The organism is Paraburkholderia sp. BCC1885, assembly GCF_900996235.1.
GTDB lineage: Bacteria > Pseudomonadota > Gammaproteobacteria > Burkholderiales > Burkholderiaceae > Paraburkholderia.
The window spans coordinates 87,826-104,983 of record NZ_CAAJGM010000122.1 but is presented as its reverse complement, the minus strand read 5'-3'; the positions used below and the strand labels follow the sequence as shown (position 1 = coordinate 104,983).

Annotated in this window: 18 protein-coding genes; 11 read left to right on the top strand and 7 right to left on the bottom strand. The window is 63.7% G+C overall.

Annotation, left to right across the window (positions count from 1 at the left end; translation table 11 throughout):
• Positions 1 to 190 precede the first annotated feature (190 nt).
• From FQ755_RS13420 to FQ755_RS13390, 7 genes are all read left to right on the top strand, one after another.
• Complete coding sequence (locus tag FQ755_RS13420; protein ID WP_144154895.1) at positions 191 to 961, top strand: ferredoxin--NADP reductase; 771 nt, start codon at positions 191 to 193, stop codon at positions 959 to 961.
• Positions 962 to 1,618: 657 nt separating this feature from the next.
• Positions 1,619 to 2,455 carry a sensor histidine kinase gene (locus FQ755_RS13415; RefSeq protein ID WP_144154893.1) on the top strand — a complete coding sequence of 279 codons (837 nt, stop codon included), beginning with the start codon at positions 1,619 to 1,621 and terminating at the stop codon, positions 2,453 to 2,455.
• Between the two features lie 10 nt (positions 2,456 to 2,465).
• Positions 2,466 to 3,122: a response regulator transcription factor RqpR gene (gene rqpR, locus FQ755_RS13410; protein ID WP_144154892.1), complete on the top strand. Its 657-nt coding sequence runs from the start codon at positions 2,466 to 2,468 to the stop codon at positions 3,120 to 3,122.
• A gap of 277 nt (positions 3,123 to 3,399) precedes the next feature.
• The gene (locus FQ755_RS13405) at positions 3,400 to 4,806 is read left to right on the top strand and encodes an amino acid permease (protein WP_144154890.1); all 1,407 of its coding nucleotides are present in this window, start codon (positions 3,400 to 3,402) and stop codon (positions 4,804 to 4,806) included.
• Between the two features lie 165 nt (positions 4,807 to 4,971).
• Complete coding sequence (locus tag FQ755_RS13400) at positions 4,972 to 5,505, top strand: CoxG family protein (protein WP_144154888.1); 534 nt, start codon at positions 4,972 to 4,974, stop codon at positions 5,503 to 5,505.
• Positions 5,478 to 6,500 carry an XdhC family protein gene (locus FQ755_RS13395; protein ID WP_144154886.1) on the top strand — a complete coding sequence of 341 codons (1,023 nt, stop codon included), beginning with the start codon at positions 5,478 to 5,480 and terminating at the stop codon, positions 6,498 to 6,500. Before FQ755_RS13400 ends, FQ755_RS13395 begins: the two co-directional genes overlap by 28 nt.
• 355 nt (positions 6,501 to 6,855) lie before the next feature.
• On the top strand, positions 6,856 to 8,793 hold the full coding sequence (locus FQ755_RS13390) for a DUF3857 domain-containing transglutaminase family protein (RefSeq protein WP_144154884.1): 1,938 nt from the start codon (positions 6,856 to 6,858) through the stop codon (positions 8,791 to 8,793).
• Between the two features lie 52 nt (positions 8,794 to 8,845).
• On the opposite strand, the gene FQ755_RS13385 is transcribed toward FQ755_RS13390, so the two are convergent.
• Together FQ755_RS13385 and FQ755_RS13380 are read right to left on the bottom strand one after the other, a co-directional pair.
• On the bottom strand, positions 8,846 to 9,874 hold the full coding sequence (locus FQ755_RS13385; RefSeq protein WP_144154882.1) for a serine/threonine protein kinase: 1,029 nt from the start codon (positions 9,872 to 9,874) through the stop codon (positions 8,846 to 8,848).
• A gap of 69 nt (positions 9,875 to 9,943) precedes the next feature.
• Positions 9,944 to 10,156, bottom strand: a complete 213-nt coding sequence (locus FQ755_RS13380; protein WP_074263085.1) for a hypothetical protein — start codon at positions 10,154 to 10,156, stop codon at positions 9,944 to 9,946.
• Positions 10,157 to 10,652: 496 nt separating this feature from the next.
• Between FQ755_RS13380 and FQ755_RS13375 the strand changes: the two genes are divergently transcribed.
• Positions 10,653 to 10,838, top strand: a complete 186-nt coding sequence (locus FQ755_RS13375) for a hypothetical protein (protein ID WP_144154880.1) — start codon at positions 10,653 to 10,655, stop codon at positions 10,836 to 10,838.
• A 32-nt stretch (positions 10,839 to 10,870) separates the two neighbouring features.
• Here the strand turns inward: FQ755_RS13375 and FQ755_RS13370 are convergent, their stop codons facing one another.
• Together FQ755_RS13370 and mgrA are read right to left on the bottom strand one after the other, a co-directional pair.
• Positions 10,871 to 11,878: a fatty acid desaturase gene (locus FQ755_RS13370; RefSeq protein ID WP_144154878.1), complete on the bottom strand. Its 1,008-nt coding sequence runs from the start codon at positions 11,876 to 11,878 to the stop codon at positions 10,871 to 10,873.
• 198 nt (positions 11,879 to 12,076) lie between these two features.
• A complete protein-coding gene (gene mgrA, locus FQ755_RS13365; RefSeq protein ID WP_144154876.1) occupies positions 12,077 to 13,120 on the bottom strand; it encodes an L-glyceraldehyde 3-phosphate reductase in 1,044 nt (347 codons plus the stop codon).
• A 214-nt stretch (positions 13,121 to 13,334) separates the two neighbouring features.
• Between mgrA and FQ755_RS13360 the strand changes: the two genes are divergently transcribed.
• Positions 13,335 to 13,541 carry a DUF3185 family protein gene (locus FQ755_RS13360; RefSeq protein WP_144154874.1) on the top strand — a complete coding sequence of 69 codons (207 nt, stop codon included), beginning with the start codon at positions 13,335 to 13,337 and terminating at the stop codon, positions 13,539 to 13,541.
• Positions 13,542 to 13,626: 85 nt separating this feature from the next.
• Here FQ755_RS13360 and FQ755_RS13355 read toward each other — a convergent pair whose 3' ends face one another.
• A complete protein-coding gene (locus FQ755_RS13355; RefSeq protein WP_144154872.1) occupies positions 13,627 to 14,388 on the bottom strand; it encodes a phytanoyl-CoA dioxygenase family protein in 762 nt (253 codons plus the stop codon).
• Positions 14,389 to 14,790: 402 nt separating this feature from the next.
• On the opposite strand from FQ755_RS13355, the gene FQ755_RS13350 reads away from it, so the two are divergent.
• Positions 14,791 to 15,141 carry a hypothetical protein gene (locus tag FQ755_RS13350; RefSeq protein ID WP_144154870.1) on the top strand — a complete coding sequence of 117 codons (351 nt, stop codon included), beginning with the start codon at positions 14,791 to 14,793 and terminating at the stop codon, positions 15,139 to 15,141.
• A gap of 197 nt (positions 15,142 to 15,338) precedes the next feature.
• Here the strand turns inward: FQ755_RS13350 and FQ755_RS37320 are convergent, their stop codons facing one another.
• Positions 15,339 to 15,488, bottom strand: coding sequence for a hypothetical protein (locus FQ755_RS37320; RefSeq protein WP_186308515.1), 150 nt, complete (start codon positions 15,486 to 15,488; stop codon positions 15,339 to 15,341).
• Here FQ755_RS37320 and FQ755_RS13345 point away from each other — a divergent pair.
• On the top strand, positions 15,487 to 15,756 hold the full coding sequence (locus tag FQ755_RS13345) for a hypothetical protein (RefSeq protein ID WP_186308514.1): 270 nt from the start codon (positions 15,487 to 15,489) through the stop codon (positions 15,754 to 15,756). The genes FQ755_RS37320 and FQ755_RS13345 overlap by 2 nt on opposite strands.
• A gap of 134 nt (positions 15,757 to 15,890) precedes the next feature.
• On the opposite strand, the gene metK is transcribed toward FQ755_RS13345, so the two are convergent.
• Positions 15,891 to 17,078, bottom strand: a complete 1,188-nt coding sequence (gene metK, locus FQ755_RS13340) for a methionine adenosyltransferase (protein ID WP_144154868.1) — start codon at positions 17,076 to 17,078, stop codon at positions 15,891 to 15,893.
• Between the last annotated feature and the right edge of the window lie 80 nt (positions 17,079 to 17,158).

The following is a 17,158-nucleotide window of genomic DNA, read 5'->3' as shown; positions in this document are numbered from 1 at the left end:
CCGCTTGAGCCGCCTCAAAACCGTGCCGCCACCCGCGGACGGCGAGCGCGGTAAAATAGCGGATTGCGCATCATTTTCCTTTAGCAGTCGGTCAACAATGGGGTTAGCAGCGGGTTAGCGCAGCGTCGCCCTGGCCGTGCCGGCCGGCTATTCGTCTGGCCGTCTTTGTTTTTGCACCATCCAAGAAGCCATGAGCAACCTGAATACACAAACCGTCCTGAGCGTCCATCACTGGACCGATACGCTGTTCAGCTTCACCTGCACGCGCGACCCGTCGTTTCGCTTCGAAAACGGCCAGTTCACCATGGTGGGCCTCGAAGTCGACGGCAAGCCGCTGATCCGCGCCTATAGCCTCGCGAGCGCCAACTACGAAGAGCATCTCGAATTCCTCAGCATCAAGGTGCAGGACGGCCCGCTCACGTCGCGCCTGCAGCATCTGAAGGTCGGCGACGAAGTTCTGATCGGCAAGAAGCCGGTCGGCACGCTGATGGCGGACAACCTGCTGCCGGGCAAGACGCTGTGGCTGCTGTCCACCGGCACGGGCCTCGCGCCGTTCATGTCCATCATCAAAGATCCGGACATCTACGACCGCTACGAGCGCGTGGTGCTCACGCACACCTGCCGTTTCGTCGACGAACTGGCGTACAAGGAATACATCACCGACCACCTGCCGGCGCACGAACACCTCGGCGAACTGGTGCAGGAAAAGCTGCTGTATTACCCCACCGTCACGCGCGAGCCGTTCCAGAATCGCGGCCGGATCACCGAACTGATCGAAACCGAAAAGCTGTTCGCCGACCTCGGCGTGCCGGGCTTCTCGCTGGAAAACGACCGCGTCATGCTGTGCGGCAGCCCGCACATGCTGCGCGACACGCGCAAGCTGCTGGACGACGCGGGCTTCCAGGAAGGCAGCAACAATGCGCCGGGTCACTACGTGGTCGAGAAGGCGTTCGTGGGCTAAGCCCGGAAAAGGCGCTGGTGTGGCGCTGATGTTGTAGTTGTAGCGAAATCAAAGCAGCACCTTGCCTCGCCGCCTGCGGTTGCAGCATTGCCCGGAACCGGAGCCTTCGTGCTCCGGTTTTGTTTTTTGGAGCGGCGGCTTTGCGGCGGCGGCTTTGCGGCGGGGGCTTCGGGGCGGCTTGGGCCGACGAGCGATGGCGTGGGGAAGTCCCTTCACGCCGCGCGTCGCAGGTCATCCGGGCGCATTGCCGCCCTGCACCGCCGTCGCAATTCTGACCATGTCGCGCGGTTACAATTGCGGCGTGAGACATCACCTCGATTGTCAGCATTTTTCCTACATGCAAAATGCATATGACAAGTCAAGCGCACCAAATTCCAGCGACGAAAAACCACGCTCAGCCTTATGCCGGCTGCTGGCTTTCTTTTTTTTGAGATATCATCGCGACGCGTCGCCCGCTGTTGAAAAGCCCCACTAGGGTTACATCCCATTTGTTACTGAATGTAAATTTCGTTACGCTACAACGTAGCGATTTGTCCGTCGCGCCGTCGTGCACCGCGGACACTTCATGAGGTCAGAGATTCGCATGCGTTCCCTTGTCTTCGCGCTGTCGATGCGCACCCGGCTTGCTGTTTCAGCAGCATTCTGAGCGGGAGAGTCATGGATACGTCGATTGTCGTACCGATCACTGCGCAGGGCGTCACGTCGCGTCATCCGCAGACTCAGCCCCCGCGCGAAGACAGTCCCGCCGGGCGCGAAATCGCGCGTCTGCGTGCCCGCGTGCGCGAACTGTCCGCCGAACTCGTGCATGCGCAGGAAGCCGCGTGTCATCGGGTGGCGCGTGAACTGCACGACAGCGTCGGCGCCGAACTGACCGCGACGCACTTCGCGCTCGCCGGCGTCGAAACCTGGCTGCCCGCCGACGCGCCGCCGCAATGCGCCGCCGCGCTCAAGGTGGCGAGCCGCTCGCTGAGCGCCGTCGGCAAGGCGACGCATCAGGCGGTCGCAGAGTTGCACGCGCCGGCTCTGGAAGCCGGCATCGTCAAGGCGCTGTCGCAGTGGACCGGCGACTTCGCCGCCCGCACGCAGTTGCGCACCAGCTTCGTATGCGCCGCCGATGTCCGGCTCACGCGTCTGCCGGCCGACGCCGCCCTGGCGATCTTCCGGGTCGCCCAGGAAGCCCTGAACAATGCCGCCAAGCACGCCCGCGCCGGTGCCGTCGATGTGCGCATCGAAGCGAGCCGCCGCCACCTGACGCTCGTCGTCAGCGACGACGGCGTCGGCCTCGCGCCCCGCGCCCGTCACCGACGCGGCCATTTTGGCCTTGCCGGCATGCGCGCCCGTTGCGCGGCCTTCGACGGCACCCTGCGCATCAGCGCGCGCCGCACCGACGCGCGCGGCACCACGGTGCGGGCGCGTTTCGCGTGGGACGCGATGCTGGCCGGCGCGCTGCCAGCCGAACGCCGCGCGGCCGGCGCCGCGCCTTTCTCTTCGTGAGCGCGCCGTCATGACTCTGCGCATCCTGCTCGTCGACGACCACGCCGTGGTGCGCCAGGGCGTCCGGCAACTGTTGATCGACCGTGGCGTCGCCATCGAAGTGGCCGAGGCGGAAACCGGCGCCAACGCGCTCGCCGCCGTCGCCAAACATGCCTATGACGTGGTTCTGCTCGACATCGCGCTGCCCGACATGAACGGCGTCGAAGTGCTCAAGCGTCTGAAGCGCAAGGCGCCGCGCGCGGCGGTGCTGATGTTCTCGATGTATCGCGAGGACCAGTACGCGGTGCGGGCGCTGAAGGCCGGCGCGGCCGGTTATCTGTCGAAGACGGTCGATACCGCGCAGATGATCGGCGCAATCCAGCAGGTCGCCGCGGGCCGCAAGTACGTCAGCCCGGCAATGGCCGAGGCGCTCGCCGACTACGTGTCGTTCGACGGCGAACAGTTGCCGCACGAAAAGCTGTCGGACCGCGAGTATCAAACCCTCTGCATGATCGCCTCGGGCAAGCGGCTGACAGACATTGCCAATGCGCTGTCGCTGTCGGTCAAGACCGTGAGCGTGTACCGCACGCGCCTGCTCGAAAAGATGAAGCTGCACAACAACGCCGAACTCACCTTCTACGTGATGAGCAACCGGCTCGTGGACCTGAATCCGGCGATGGCGGGATAGGTCCGGCAGACGGCGTGGCGGCACGGCGAATTTGAGGTCTCAGCAGCATCTAAGCGATTCCCGCCCGCTTACGACCTTGTCGCGAAAAAGGCTTGCCGTGCGAGGCGGCGCTCAGCAAAGCCGCTGTCAAAAACATTCGATTCTCCGCAGCATTTGCCTGCCGACCCGCGCCCACGCTGGCTATACGGGACAGGTAAGGCTTGCCGCATCCGCTAAAATAGTGGGTTTCCCCGACATTCGGCGCGCAAGATGCGTGCACTACTGGAGATCCACGCCAATGTCCCTGTTTCGCACCAAAAGCGTCGAACACATGCTCGCCGCCAGCAGCCAAAGCGGCGGCCTGAAGAAAACCCTCGGCGCGCTCGACCTCACTTTCCTCGGTGTCGGCGCCATCATCGGTACCGGCATTTTTGTGCTGACCGGCACCGGCGCCGTGCAGGCCGGCCCGGCGCTGATGCTGTCGTTCATCATCGCGGCGATTGCCTGCGGTTTCGCGGCGCTCGCCTATGCCGAGTTCGCCTCCACCATTCCGGTCGCCGGATCGATCTATACGTACTCCTACGCCACGCTCGGCGAACTGGCCGCGTGGGTCATCGGCTGGGACCTGATGCTCGAATACGGGCTCGCCACGTCCGCCGTGTCGGTGGGCTGGTCGGGCTATCTGCAGTCGCTGCTGTCGGGCTTCGGCATCGCGCTGCCGGTGGCCTTGTCGGCCGCGCCCGGCGCGCTGCCCGGTCACGCGACCTTGTTCAACCTGCCCGCCTTTCTCGTGATGATGGCGATCACCGCGCTGCTTTCGGTCGGCATCCGCGAGTCCGCGCGCATCAACAACGTCATGGTGGCGATCAAGGTGACCGTGGTGCTGCTGGTGATCGGCGTCGGCGTGTTCCACGTTACGCCGGCCAACTGGCATCCGTTCATGCCAAACGGGTGGCACGGCGTGTTCGGTGCGGCCGCGGTGATGTTCTTTGCGTTTATCGGCTTCGATTCGGTGTCGTCGGCGGCCGAAGAGGTGAAGAATCCGAAGCGCGATCTGCCCATCGGCATCATCGCTTCGCTGGGCGTGTGCGCCGTGCTGTATGTGGCGGTGGCGGCGGTGGTGACCGGCATCGTCCCGTCGGCGCAGTTCGCCAGCATCTCGCACCCGGTGTCTTACGCGCTGCAGGTGGTGGGCGAGAAATGGGTGGCCGGCTTTATCGATCTGGGCGCCGTGCTCGGCATGCTGACCGTGATCCTGGTGATGGCCTACGGCCAGACCCGCGTGATCTTCGCCATGTCGCGCGACGGTCTGCTGCCCGCCGCACTCTCGCGGGTGCATCCGCGCTTTGCGACGCCGTTCCTGACCACGTGGCTGGTCGGTATTTTCTTCGGCCTGATCGGTGCACTGGTGCCGCTCAACGTGCTCGCCGAGCTGATCAATATCGGCACGCTGGCGGCGTTTTCGATGGTGTCGATTGCCGTGCTGATCCTGCGCAAGACGCATCCGGAACTGCCGCGCGCGTTCCGCTGCCCCGGCGTGCCGGTGGTGCCGGTGCTGGCGGTGGCCTCGTGCCTGTTCCTGATGATCAACCTGCAGCGGGTCACGTGGATCGCGTTCGTGATCTGGCTGGTGATCGGCATGGCGATCTATTTTGCATACTCGCGCCGCCATTCGAAGCTGGGACTTGGGACGCAGGATCATTGAGGTCGTGAAGGCTCGCCGCGCGCGGGCGATCCTTCCCTATATCGATACGCGCTGCCCGGTTCATAATCTCAGAAGCCGGGCCGCATCTGGACGCGATCCGGCGCAGCGGGCGCCTGTCCGCTGCGCCGCCGTCCATGCGGCAGGCTCAACCGGAGAAGCCGCGCGATGGAATTGACCGAAAGCTATACGCTACCCGTCTCGCAGCAGCGCGCATGGGAGGCGCTGAACGACACCGCCATCCTCGGCGCGTCGATCCCCGGCTGCGAACGCATCGAGGCGGAGGGCGCGAACGCCTTTGCGCTGTCGATGGCGGCGTCGGTCGGTCCGGTCAAGGCGCGCTTCAAAGGACGTATGCTGCTCACCGATATCGACGCGCCACGCACCTACACCATCGTCTTCGAAGGCCAGGGCGGCGTGGCCGGCTTCGGTTCGGGCAATGCCCACGTCACGCTGGAACCCGGCGGCGCCGGGACCACGAAGCTGACCTATACGGCGAGCGTCCAGATGGGCGGCAGGCTGGCGCAAATCGGCTCGCGATTTGTCGACGGCGCGGCAAGCCGGTTGACCGGCGAATTTTTCAGGCGCTTCATCGCCCAGGTGAGTGGCGAGGACGGCGCTCAGGCGCCGGCAGCTCCCGCATCCGGCGACGCTCAAACGAAAAGGAAGAAGTCATGGACAGCGTGGATCTCGAAGTCCTGAAGTCCAGCGCACGCTGGCTCGAACTGGGACATCGCGCGCTACTCGTCACGGTGGTCAAGACGTGGGGTTCGTCGCCGCGTCCGGAAGGCGCCATGCTGGCGGTGCGCGACGACGGCCTGGTGGTGGGATCGGTCTCGGGCGGCTGCATCGAAGACGACCTGATCGAACGGGTGCGGCAACGCGGTATCGAGCAAAGCGTGCCCGAGGCGGTCAAGTACGGCATCACGGCGGAAGAGGCGCATCGTTTTGGGCTGCCTTGCGGCGGCACGATCCAGCTCGTGCTCGAACCGCTGAACAAGGCGAGCGGCATCGCAGAACTGTGCGAGGCAGTAGAAGACGGCCGGCTGATTGCGCGCCGGGTCGATATGGCGACGGGCGCGGTGCAACTCGGCCCGGCACTCGCCACCGACGGCGTCGACTTCGATGAAGAACGCCTGCTGACCATCCACGGACCGCGCTACCGGATGCTGGTGATCGGCGCGGGGCAGCTGTCGCGCTATCTCTGCCATATCGCCGTGGGACTCGACTACCAGGTGACCGTTTGCGATCCGCGCGAGGAGTACACCGACGAGTGGGACATCCCCGGTACGAAAATCGTCCGCACGATGCCCGACGACACCGTGCTCGACATGAAGCTCGACGAGCGCTGCGCCGTGATTGCCCTGACGCACGATCCGAAGCTCGACGACCTCGCCTTGATGGAGGCGCTGAAAACGCCCGCCTTCTACGTCGGCGCGCTGGGCTCGCGGCGCAACAATGCCGCGCGCCGCGAACGGCTCAAGGAGTTCGACCTCAACGATACCGAACTGGCGCGGCTGCACGGACCGGTGGGCATCTACATCGGCAGCAGGACGCCGCCGGAGATCGCCGTGTCGATTCTCGCGGAAGTGACGGCGGCGAAGAATGGCGTTTCGCTGCCCACCTTGCTGAAGGTCGAAGGCGCGAAGGCGGCGCGGGAAATTGCCGCGAGCGGCGGCGCCGTCTGTAGCGTGTAATTGCGCGGTTCAAACACGGCGAGCTGCGGTTCTCTGGTAGCGACGAACCGCGGCTTGCGCCGCTTTTCCGCTTGTTCCGTCAACTTCTCATAGTTCGTCATCCTCTCTAACTTTGGCCCTTCGGCTGACTGATCAATCTCCCGCCTATCCATGGCACGGCCTTTTGCGTGGCGCGCCCGTCAAGAAATACCCGGAATTGCGCGCGCAGAGGTCGCCCGAATCACTTCGCCAGGCGGCGCCCGCGTATAAACCCGTACATGCGATATGAGCGCCGCCCGCTTGACAAGCGGCTTCTGTGAACCGACCCTGAGCGGTGCCACCCTCCAATGTATCCGTTCGGACACCTGAGCCCCTCATGCGCCTGTTCCTGTTGGCCTTTCTTGCGATTGTCAGCTGGCTCCTGAGTGCCTGCGTCGCCAGTGCAAGCGTCGCGGGCAGCCCCGAAGATCCCTACACGAACGAGGGTGAAACCCAGACCTACACGGTCAACGAGGACGGTTCGTTCAGCAAGCTCGACAGCATGACGCTCCATGTGAACAACGAGGCGGGCGTGGCGCGCGCGGCCCAGCAGTACATCTGGTTCAACCGCAACATGGCGGAGGTGCAGATCATCGAAGCCTATACGACCAGCACGGACGGTGTGCGCCATGATGTCCAGCCCGATGGCATCCGCGACGTCCAGGAGGCCCGTTCTTTCAACGCCCCGATGTTCCAGGACATTCAGGAAAAAGTGATCGTTTTCCCAGCGGTCGAGCCGGGTTCACGCGTCCATCTGACGTATCGCAAGACGCAGAAGACACCCATCGTGACGGGCGAATTCAGCGATTTCACGCCGCCTGATCTCGCCCCTACGCACAATTTCCACCTGATCTACGACCTTCCCGCCGACAAGCCGCTCTACGCCGACGCTCGCGGCTTCACGGCCGAGCCGCCGGTCACGCACGACGGCCGCACGCGTTACGAATTCCGCTACGACCGCGCGCATTTCGGCCGCCTCGAACATGGCTCGGTGGCGTATGTGTCCTACGGCGACCGGCTGATGGTGTCCACTTTCGCCGACTATGGCGCATTCGCGGCGACCTATCGCGCGTCGTCCGTCGACCCGAGCGCGCGTGACGCCGCGCTGGTCCGTCTCGCGCAGTCGGTCACGGCGCGCGAAGTCACGCCGCGCGCGAAAGCCAAGGCGCTCTACGACTGGGTCCGGCGCAATGTGCGTTACGTGGCCATCAACGTGGGGCGCGGCGCGGTGGTGCCGCATCCGGCGAGCGCGGTTCTCGCCGACCGCTACGGCGACTGCAAGGATCACGTCGCGCTGTACGGCGCGCTGCTCGACGCCGTGGGCATCCGCAACGAGCCGGCCCTGATCAGCAACGGCACGGTCTATACGCTGCCGAGCGTGCCCGGCTACGGCGTCATCAACCACGTCATCACCTGGCTGCCCGATCTGCAGATGTACGCCGACTCCACCGCGTCGAACGTCGAATTCGGCTTTCTACCCTCCACCGACATGGACCGGCCCGTGGTCCTCGTGGCCGACGGCAAGCTGGCGCAAACGCCGGCCACCGCCGCGATGGCGCATCGTTCGGACCTCTCGATTACGGTCGCGCCCGACGGTTCCGCGAGCTTCGTCTACCAGGTGCAGGCATCCGGCTGGGCCGCCGAACAGGGCCGCGAAATGCTGCGCATGCAGACCCCGGCGCAGCGCGAAGATTCGATTCAGGCCGAATTGCGTAGCGCCAATCTGAACGGCACGGCCACGCTCGCCACCAGCGACCTCAACGCCACCGACGGTCCCTTGACCATCACCATGAAAGGCACCCTCGAAAGCCTGGTGGTGCCAGGTACCGCGGCATCCATCCCCGCGCTGACGAGTTTCGCCGGCGGCTTCAGCGCGGATACGCAGTACTGGCTAGGCGAGCGTCAGCGCACCCAGCCGTTCGTGTGCCGCAACCTCGAGTTGCACGAGCACGCGCGCATCTCGCTGCCGGCCAATTTCCGCGTGCTCGATATGCCTGAGGCCACGCAGGCGCAGGATCGCTTTATCGATTTTCACTCGCAGTACAGCTTCGATCCACTCACCAACGTCGTGACGATGACGCGCGACGGCACCACGCATTTCGATAGCGAAGTCTGCACGCCCGATGAATTTGCGCGCATGCGCCCCACCATCGAGAGGGTCGGGCGCGACGTGCGAGCCGAGGTGATCGTCAAATCGACGCTGGTCGAGTCGTCGCACATGGCGGCGTTTTCACCGTCTACGCCGTCCGCCTCGCTCTCGCCGTTCGCGCCTTGATCTGAGCGCGGATCCGGGCGCGAAAGCACCACGGCAGTAAGGCTGCGTCAAACTAAACCGGCCAGAGCGGCCCTTCCTGCATGGCGCCGAGCTGCTCGCGCATTTCGAGGATGCGGTCTTCCCAATAACGCTGCGTGTTGAACCACGGAAACGCGGCGGGGAAAGCCGGATCGTCCCAGCGTCGCGCGAGCCATGCCTGGTAATGGATAAGACGCAGCGTGCGCAAGGCTTCGACCAGATGCAGTTCACGCGGCTCGAACTCGCAAAAGTCCTCGTAGCCCGCCAGCAGATCGGTGAGCGCGCGCGACGCCTCGGCGCGTTCTCCCGGCAGCAGCAGCCACAGGTCCTGGACCGCCGGTCCCATGCGGCTGTCGTCGAAATCGACAAAATGCGGGCCGGCATCGGTCCACAGCACGTTGCTCGGATGACAGTCGCCGTGCATTCGCAAGGCGCGGATATCGCCGGCTCGCTCGAAAGCCTGTTCGACGCCTTGCAATGCGAGGTTCACCACGGTTTCCCAAGCGGTGCGCGCGTTGTCCGGCACGAAGTTGTGCGACAGCAGGAAATCGCGCGGCTCATAGCCAAAGGTCTGGATGTCGAGCGTGGGACGCGCCGTGTAGCTCTGCGTCTGGCCCACAGCATGGATGCGACCGATGAAACGGCCGAGCCACTCGAGCGTATCGGGCCGGTCGAGATCGGGAGCGCGGCCACCGCGCCGCTCGAAGATCGAGAAGCGGAAGCCGTCGAACGTATGCAGCGTGCGGCCTTCAAAGACGCGCGCCGGCACCGCCGGAATCTCGCGTGCGGCGAGTTCGGCGACAAACGCATGCTCTTCGAGAATCGCCTCGTCCGTCCAGCGCTCGGGACGATAGAACTTCGCGACGACGGGCGGACCGTCCTCCACGCCGATCTGATAGACGCGGTTTTCGTAGCTGTTGAGCGGCAGCATGCGCCCATCGGTGCGCACGCCGACTGTGCTCAGCACGCTATCGATGGCGTCGAGCACACACTCCGGCGTGAGCCGGGTAAAAGGCACGGCGCCGGGGACGCCGTCCTGCGAATCATGGGTTTCGTTGTTCATGCCCGCATTGTGCGCCGCGCCGCCGTCAAAGACGAGCGTTGCAGCACGACGCACGCACACGCGCCGCGTTCAGTGCATCTGTGCGCTGGCCGGGCGGACGAGTTCGCCTGTGTCGATCAGGTCTTCCAGGAAGAAAGGTTCCGTGTTGAGTTGCAGCGACGTGCCGGGTTCGCCGGCATACCACGCTACCATCGCCATGTCGCCAAGAATGCGCATGACAATTCCGCGCGCGCCCTGAGGCACGGCGATATGCACGGATCGGACGATAGAACCGACTTGCATGATATTTCCCCGTTCTCCCATTGCCGGCTATATGACGATCGTGCCGGTCGATGTGATGATAAAAGCGCCGCTTCGCCAGACGTTGCGTACGCACCTGATTGTCTCCGCGTGGCTCGCGGTGGTGGACCGGCAAAAATGAGCCGATGGCCCTACTGTACCGCATGCCGATGGGGTCATCATAAACCCTGCGGCGCGGATGTTCGAAAACATACAGGGGCGTCGCGTGGCGGATGGGCCGCGCGGAAAACGTCGAACCATCCGTGCAAAGAAAGGCCAATGTAAACATCTACTACATAACCGGGCGCAGCATTGGCGCCTCACATGAACCCGCCCGGCCACGTCCCGCAAGGCTTTCACGCGCGGCGAAGCGTCGCTGCGATGCCGCAAACGGGTCTAACGCCGTCTCACGCGTCGCCTATACTCAAATCAAGCGAGTCAGCCGCATCACGCTAAAAAATACCGTGCCGGCCCGCGAGGACATCATAAGGAGACGAGCATGACGACCTACTTCACGATCGCGGATTTCATCCTGATCATTCCGATGGCGCTTGCCGGCGCGCTATTCGTCGGCGCTCTACCCTGCAAGACCGAGTTCAGACACAACCTGTTTCGCCTCGTCGGCGCGCTGATGGGTGTGGGCGTCGCGTTCCTGCTGGTCGAGGGATTGCCCGCGCTGGTTTAGCCGCTCGGCGGCGCTCGCCGGCACGGCGCGAGTCAATGCTCCGTAGCTGCGTCGATTGCCCCTGGACCTCTGAACTGGCGCAGCGCGCTGCGAAAATAGGCGGGTTCGATCGATCCGCCCGGGTCGCTGCACGTTTCAGACTCAAGCGCGCTCAGCGCGGTCCACGGCAAAGTGGGATGCTGATGATGCAATCGATGCAGATGATGATTCATCAGCACACCTTGCCAAATTCTCGCGACGCGAAAATTGCGCGAGCGGCCCGGCTCGTCGAGCGACACGCCATGGTGCGGCAGGTTGTCCGCCGTCGACAGCCACACGCCCCGTAAATACATCGTCACCGCCAGCACCGGCCACCATGTCCTATACAGGTAGAAGGCCAGCGCGAACAGCGCGAGGGTGAACAGCCAGTCACGGCGAATCCGCGTGCGCCGCGCCGGATCGGCCGCGAAATTGGCAAAGAGACGCTGCACGTCGGCACCGGCCGGCCCTTCCACTGCGATGGCGCGAGCGACCAAAGAACGCGCGACCCGGGCCGGCATAAACGCGAGCAGCGGCAACACCAGTTCGCCCGCATAGAGACCGCCGAGCAGACGTCCGTAATGGGCGAACCACGCTTGCCAGAGCGGCCGGCTGGCGTCGACCACATCGGGCCGGTCAAACGGCTCGCGGGTGAAACGATGATGCATCAGGTGTCCGAAACGAACGGCGTCGAACGGCAGCGCGAAGGAAATCGCCAGCGCACGCGCCACGCCTTCGTTCAGATGACGTTCGGCAAATAGCTGTCCGTGAATCGCCTCGTGAATCAAGCCCCAGTGCGTGGGCGTCAACACCACGAGCGGCACAATCAGCAGCAACGCGGGCAGGCCCCATTCGCGCAGCAGGACAGGCAAGCCGAAAAGCTGCAACGCCGTCGCCAGCGTGACGATGGCGAGCAGCGTGAGATTGGCGCGCACGTCCATCGCCGCGCGTCGCGGCGTGCGTCGCACCTTTCCTGCCGCTGACACTGCCGGTCCGGCCTGGGCGGCCGCACGTGAGTCCATCTTCCCTCCGTCGAGACGAGATCGCCGCGACCTTAGCAGTGCTGTATGACAGCGGGAAGAACGGTACGCCTGACACGTAACGTGTCAGGCGAGGCGGCTGCGCATAAAAAAAGCCGCCTTTTCGGCGGCTTTCTTTCCTGACAACGTGACGACCCGTCGATCCGGCGAACGCATGCCTCGCCAGACCGAGCAGCAACCTTAGATAGCCTGATCCGTGGACGGCTTTTCCCACAGGTTGACGCCACCTTCGGTTGCATAGCGGTCGATCTCCGCCAGTTCCTCGGTGGAGAACTCAAGGTTCTTCAACGCGCCGACGTTTTCACGCACCTGCTCGGCCTTGCTCGCGCCGATCAGCGCCGACGTGACGCGACCGCCACGCAGCGTCCATGCCAGCGCCATTTGCGCGAGGCTCTGACCGCGCCGCTGGGCGATGTCATTGAGCTTGCGCACCTGCTCGATGTTCTGCGCGCTCAGGTGATCCTGTTTCAGCGAGCCGCCGCCCGGCTTGTTCACGCGTGCATCCTGCGGCACGCCGTTCAGGTACTTGCCCGTCAACAGGCCCTGCGCCAACGGCGTGAAAGCGATGCTGCCCGTGCCGAGATCGTCCAGCGTGTCGAGCAGTTCATGCTCCACCCAGCGGTTGAGCATGTTGTAAGCCGGCTGATGGATCAGCAACGGCACCTTGTTTTCGGCGAGCAGCTTCGCCATCTCGCGCGTCTTGGCTGCCGAGTACGACGAAATGCCGATGTACAGCGCCTTGCCCTGCTGCACCGCGCTCGCCAGCGCGCCGGCGGTTTCTTCGAGCGGCGTGTCGGCGTCGAAACGGTGCGAATAGAAGATATCCACGTAGTCGAGGCCCATGCGCTGCAAGCTCTGATCGAGACTCGCGAGTATGTATTTACGCGAGCCGCCGCCCTGGCCGTAAGGGCCGGGCCACATGTCCCAGCCTGCCTTCGACGAGATCAGCAGTTCGTCGCGGTACGGCTTGAAGTCGTCCTTGAAAAGACGGCCGAAATTCGTTTCGGCGCTGCCGTAGGGAGGACCGTAGTTGTTGGCCAGATCGAAGTGCGTGATGCCAAGATCGAAGGCGGTGCGCAGGATTTCGCGTTGCGTGGACAAAGGCGTGGTGTCGCCGAAGTTATGCCACAGGCCCAGCGAAAGCGCCGGCAGTTTGAGACCCGACTTGCCGCAAACGCGGTATTGCATGTCCGAATAGCGTGCTGAAGCTGCTTCGTAAGCCATTGCTTGAATCCCTTGATAAAAACGGAAGGAAGAATCGCGAGGCAACCGCGTCGCCGGTGATGGGCGTGGCGCGACCGCGTGCGGTTTCGTGCGGGGTGAGACGAGCCCGCTATCTTAGCGAATCGTCGCACAGGCTGCTGACGCCCATTATGCGGGATGGACGCCGCAGCGGCCCTCCCCTACACTTCGACGACCCTGTTTAATGGAGATATTCATGACCAAAGCGATTTCGCTCGCATTGATTGTCGGCGGCGTCCTGCTGCTGTATTTCGGCGTCCAGGCGTATCACTCGTTGAGCAGTGATGTCTCACGCGTGTTCACCGGCTCGCCCAGCAACAAGGCGATTTATTTGATGGCCGGCGGCGTGGTGGCGGCGCTCGCCGGCCTGATCGGGCTGGCGACTTCGGGCGGCAGACGCTAGGGCATGCGCTAAAGCCGTACAGCGGCGGGCGCCCTCAAAGGGCGCCCCGCCATTTCCGGATTCTGTTCCGGATGCTTCCCCGAGCTCAGAACGCGACTTCGGGCTTCGACGCCGAGCGCGAGCCCGGCAACGGCACATTGCTCGCGCCGTGATAGGTGTAGACCAAGGAAAACTTCACCGCGTCGCTGATGTTTTTGCCGGCCGAATGCAGCGTATTGCAGTGGAAGAACACCACGTCGCCGGCCTTGAGTTCCGGTGACACGGCGGTCTGGATCAGCGCCTGGTTCTCCGGCAGATCGGAGCGGAAGAATTTGGCGTCGTCGAAACGCTCGGAGGTGAAGGTTGCATTGTGCGATTGCGGCACGAGCCATAAGGCGCCGTTGTCGACGGTCTCCGAGCCCAGCGCGAGCCACACTGAGACCAGATCGTCGCGCTCGAACGACCAGTAACGAACGTCGCGATGCCAGCCGGTCAGGCTGCCATAGGCGGGGTGCTTGGTCATCATGCAGTTGTGGTGGGCGCGCGACAGGCGCGGCTCTTCACCGAAATAGGTTTCCATCCAGCCGCGGATTTCCGGCGCCGTCGCCCACTCGGCGAAGCGCGGATGGCGCGCATACGCGTCGAGCAGACGGCGCACGGTATGGCCGCCCGGCGCATGCCGCGAATCCGGCGCGCCCGGATAGCGCAAGTCCGCTTCGAATTCGATGGGCGTGGCCGCTTCCTGCAGTTGCTGCGCGGCGATCTGCCGGAGTTCGCTGCAGCGCTCGGGCGAAACCAGCCCCGGCACGACGACGAAGCCCCGCTCCCGCAGCACCTGAACCTGTTCTTTCTTCGAATGGACTGACATGGGTATTCCGTTACTTTTTACTGACCGATGCTCGATTGTAAAACGTGCGCGATCAGCGTGCGGCCTTCGAGGTGCGACAAAGGGCCGGGGCACATCGCGAGGGCAGACATGCACGCTTATCGACCGTAACAGGACCGCCTGGGCCCCGCGCCAGCGCGCGTTCTGCCCCGTAAAAACCCGTAAAGCCGAGGGTTAAAACGGACTTTCTGACGTCACGAATCGCGTGTAGCCTGCACGCATGTTGATTGCAATTCCCTCTGCTTTCCTTTGCGCACGGGCTTTCCAGCCCACTGCCGCGACATCCGGTCCATTTTCGGGCTTGCGCGTCGTTCTCGCTGGCATAGTTGGTGCTCTTTTTTTCAGCACCTCTTGCCGCACGACTCGCTGCCTAGCGTTGAAGCCATGCACACTCTCCTGAGCACCCGTCTTACCCGCGCCGCCCTCAAGGCAGCGCGTCCCGCGCGCCGGCACGTCGTGCGCGCGCTGCGTCACCATGCGACCCGTACCCGCGCGCTCGCCGGTCAATGGCGCGACGCCAAACCGGTGGACGGCATCCGCACCTGGTTCCAGACTTTTTTCGTCGCGCTGCGCAGCAAAGCCGGTTCGCGGCGGTTCTCGCTGCGCACGCTGCTGCGCAAGCCGACGCCGTTACGCGCGCTGCCCGCGCCGCGCGTCGTGGCGCGCAGCACGAGCCGTCGTCCGCGCCGGATGTCGTTTGGTAGTGAAGGGTGGTTTGGGTTTGCGCGGCCTTAATGCGTAGGTACTGCCGCGAACGAAGACCGGCCTGAGTGATTCCGTCGCGACATCGGCAAGTTTGCTGCGCATGCGAGTAAGCTCGTTTACGACAAAATTGCCTCGTGCGTAGCTCCGCCGCGACATCTCTTTTCAAGTAATCGCACTTCTATAGCTGAAAAAAACGACATGTCAGTGGTGTCGATGCAATCCCCAATTTAGCTAATAAACGACAATTCGACGAGGTGCCATTTGCCTCGGGCGAAGCTACGTTCGACCGCGATCTCCAGCGGCGCGCGAAAAACGGCCACCTGACGCGAATTGCCGCCGGTGTCTATGTCGAAGCCGGATCCGATGAGACTGATCATGAACGCCGAGCTATCGAGAATCGAGCGCTGCCGCATCATCATTCCGACACTGTTTCACCCTCAGTTTGTCGACTGCCTTCGGGTACTCACGCATGGGCAGCAAACGGAGCCGCTAATTAAGGCAATTTCCAGAATGGCCAGCTGGTGCGCTCAATTCGACTACTCGGACCTTGGCAATCTGGTCCTGCAAATCAGGGGCGCGCACGCCCTGGAAGAATCGCCTGCGGAATTCCGTCTCTTGAATGTCGACGGTTCGCGCGCGACGTAAGGGGAGCCACTGCCCACAGCCAGCAGGCGGCTCTCGGCTCAAGCCCGCGTTTCTGCGGCGAAACACGCGCCCTAAAGAAAAAAGGACAGGAATCTGAATCCCTGTCCTCCATTCAAACCACCAGATAAAACGGCTTAAGCCAGCGCAGCCACCGGCTCCGTGCCAGCCGCTTCCGCCAGCGCCAACGCCTTATCCGTGGCTTCCCACGTGAATTCCGGCTCTTCGCGGCCGAAGTGGCCGTAAGCCGCGCTCTTCTCGTAGATCGGGCGCAGCAGGTCCAGCATCTGGATGATGCCCTTCGGACGCAGGTCGAAATGTTCCTGCACGAGGCGCGTGATCGTCGCATCCGACACGCGGCCCGTGCCGAACGTGTTGACCATCACCGAAGTCGGCTGGGCCACGCCAATCGCATACGACACCTGGATCAGGCAACGCGACGCGAGCCCGGCAGCCACGATGTTCTTCGCGACATAACGGCCGGCATAAGCCGCCGAACGGTCGACCTTCGACGGATCCTTGCCCGAGAACGCGCCGCCGCCGTGCGGCGCCGCGCCGCCGTAGGTGTCGACGATGATCTTGCGGCCCGTCAGGCCGCAGTCGCCTTGCGGGCCGCCAATCACGAAGCGGCCGGTGGGGTTGACCAGGAACTTGATGTCGCCCTTGATCAGCTCAGCCGGCAGCGTCGGCTTGATGACTTCTTCGATCACGGCTTCGCGCAGCGTGGTCAGGTCGATGTCCGGCGAGTGCTGCGTGGACAGCACGACCGTGTCGATTGCATGCGGCTTGCCGTCGACGTAACGCACGGTGACCTGCGACTTCGCATCCGGACGCAGCCAGGGCAGACGGCCGTCGCGGCGCAGGTTGGCCTGGCGCTCGACCAGACGGTGCGACAGGTGGATCGGCAGCGGCATCAGTTCCGGCGTTTCTTCGCATGCGTAGCCGAACATCAGGCCCTGGTCGCCCGCGCCCTGATCGAGATTGTTGTCGTGGGCGCGGTCCACGCCCTGGGCGATGTCCGGCGACTGCTTGTCATATGCGACGAGCACCGCGCAACCGCGGTAGTCGATGCCGTAATCGGTGTTGTCGTAGCCGATGCGCTTGATGGTGTTACGCGCAACCTGGATGTAGTCGACGTTTGCAGTGGTGGTGATTTCACCGGCCAGCACGACGAGACCCGTATTGCAGAGCGTTTCTGCGGCCACGCGGGAGTATTTGTCCTGAGCCAGGATAGCGTCGAGAATCGCGTCGGAGATTTGGTCCGCGACCTTGTCCGGATGGCCTTCCGAAACCGATTCGGAGGTGAAGAGATAGTCGTTTGCCACGTTGCAGACTCCTGTTGTGTGGTTACGGTTGAGTTTCACGTAGCCAGCTTCGGAAGCCTGAAGCGGCGACGCTTTAGCGG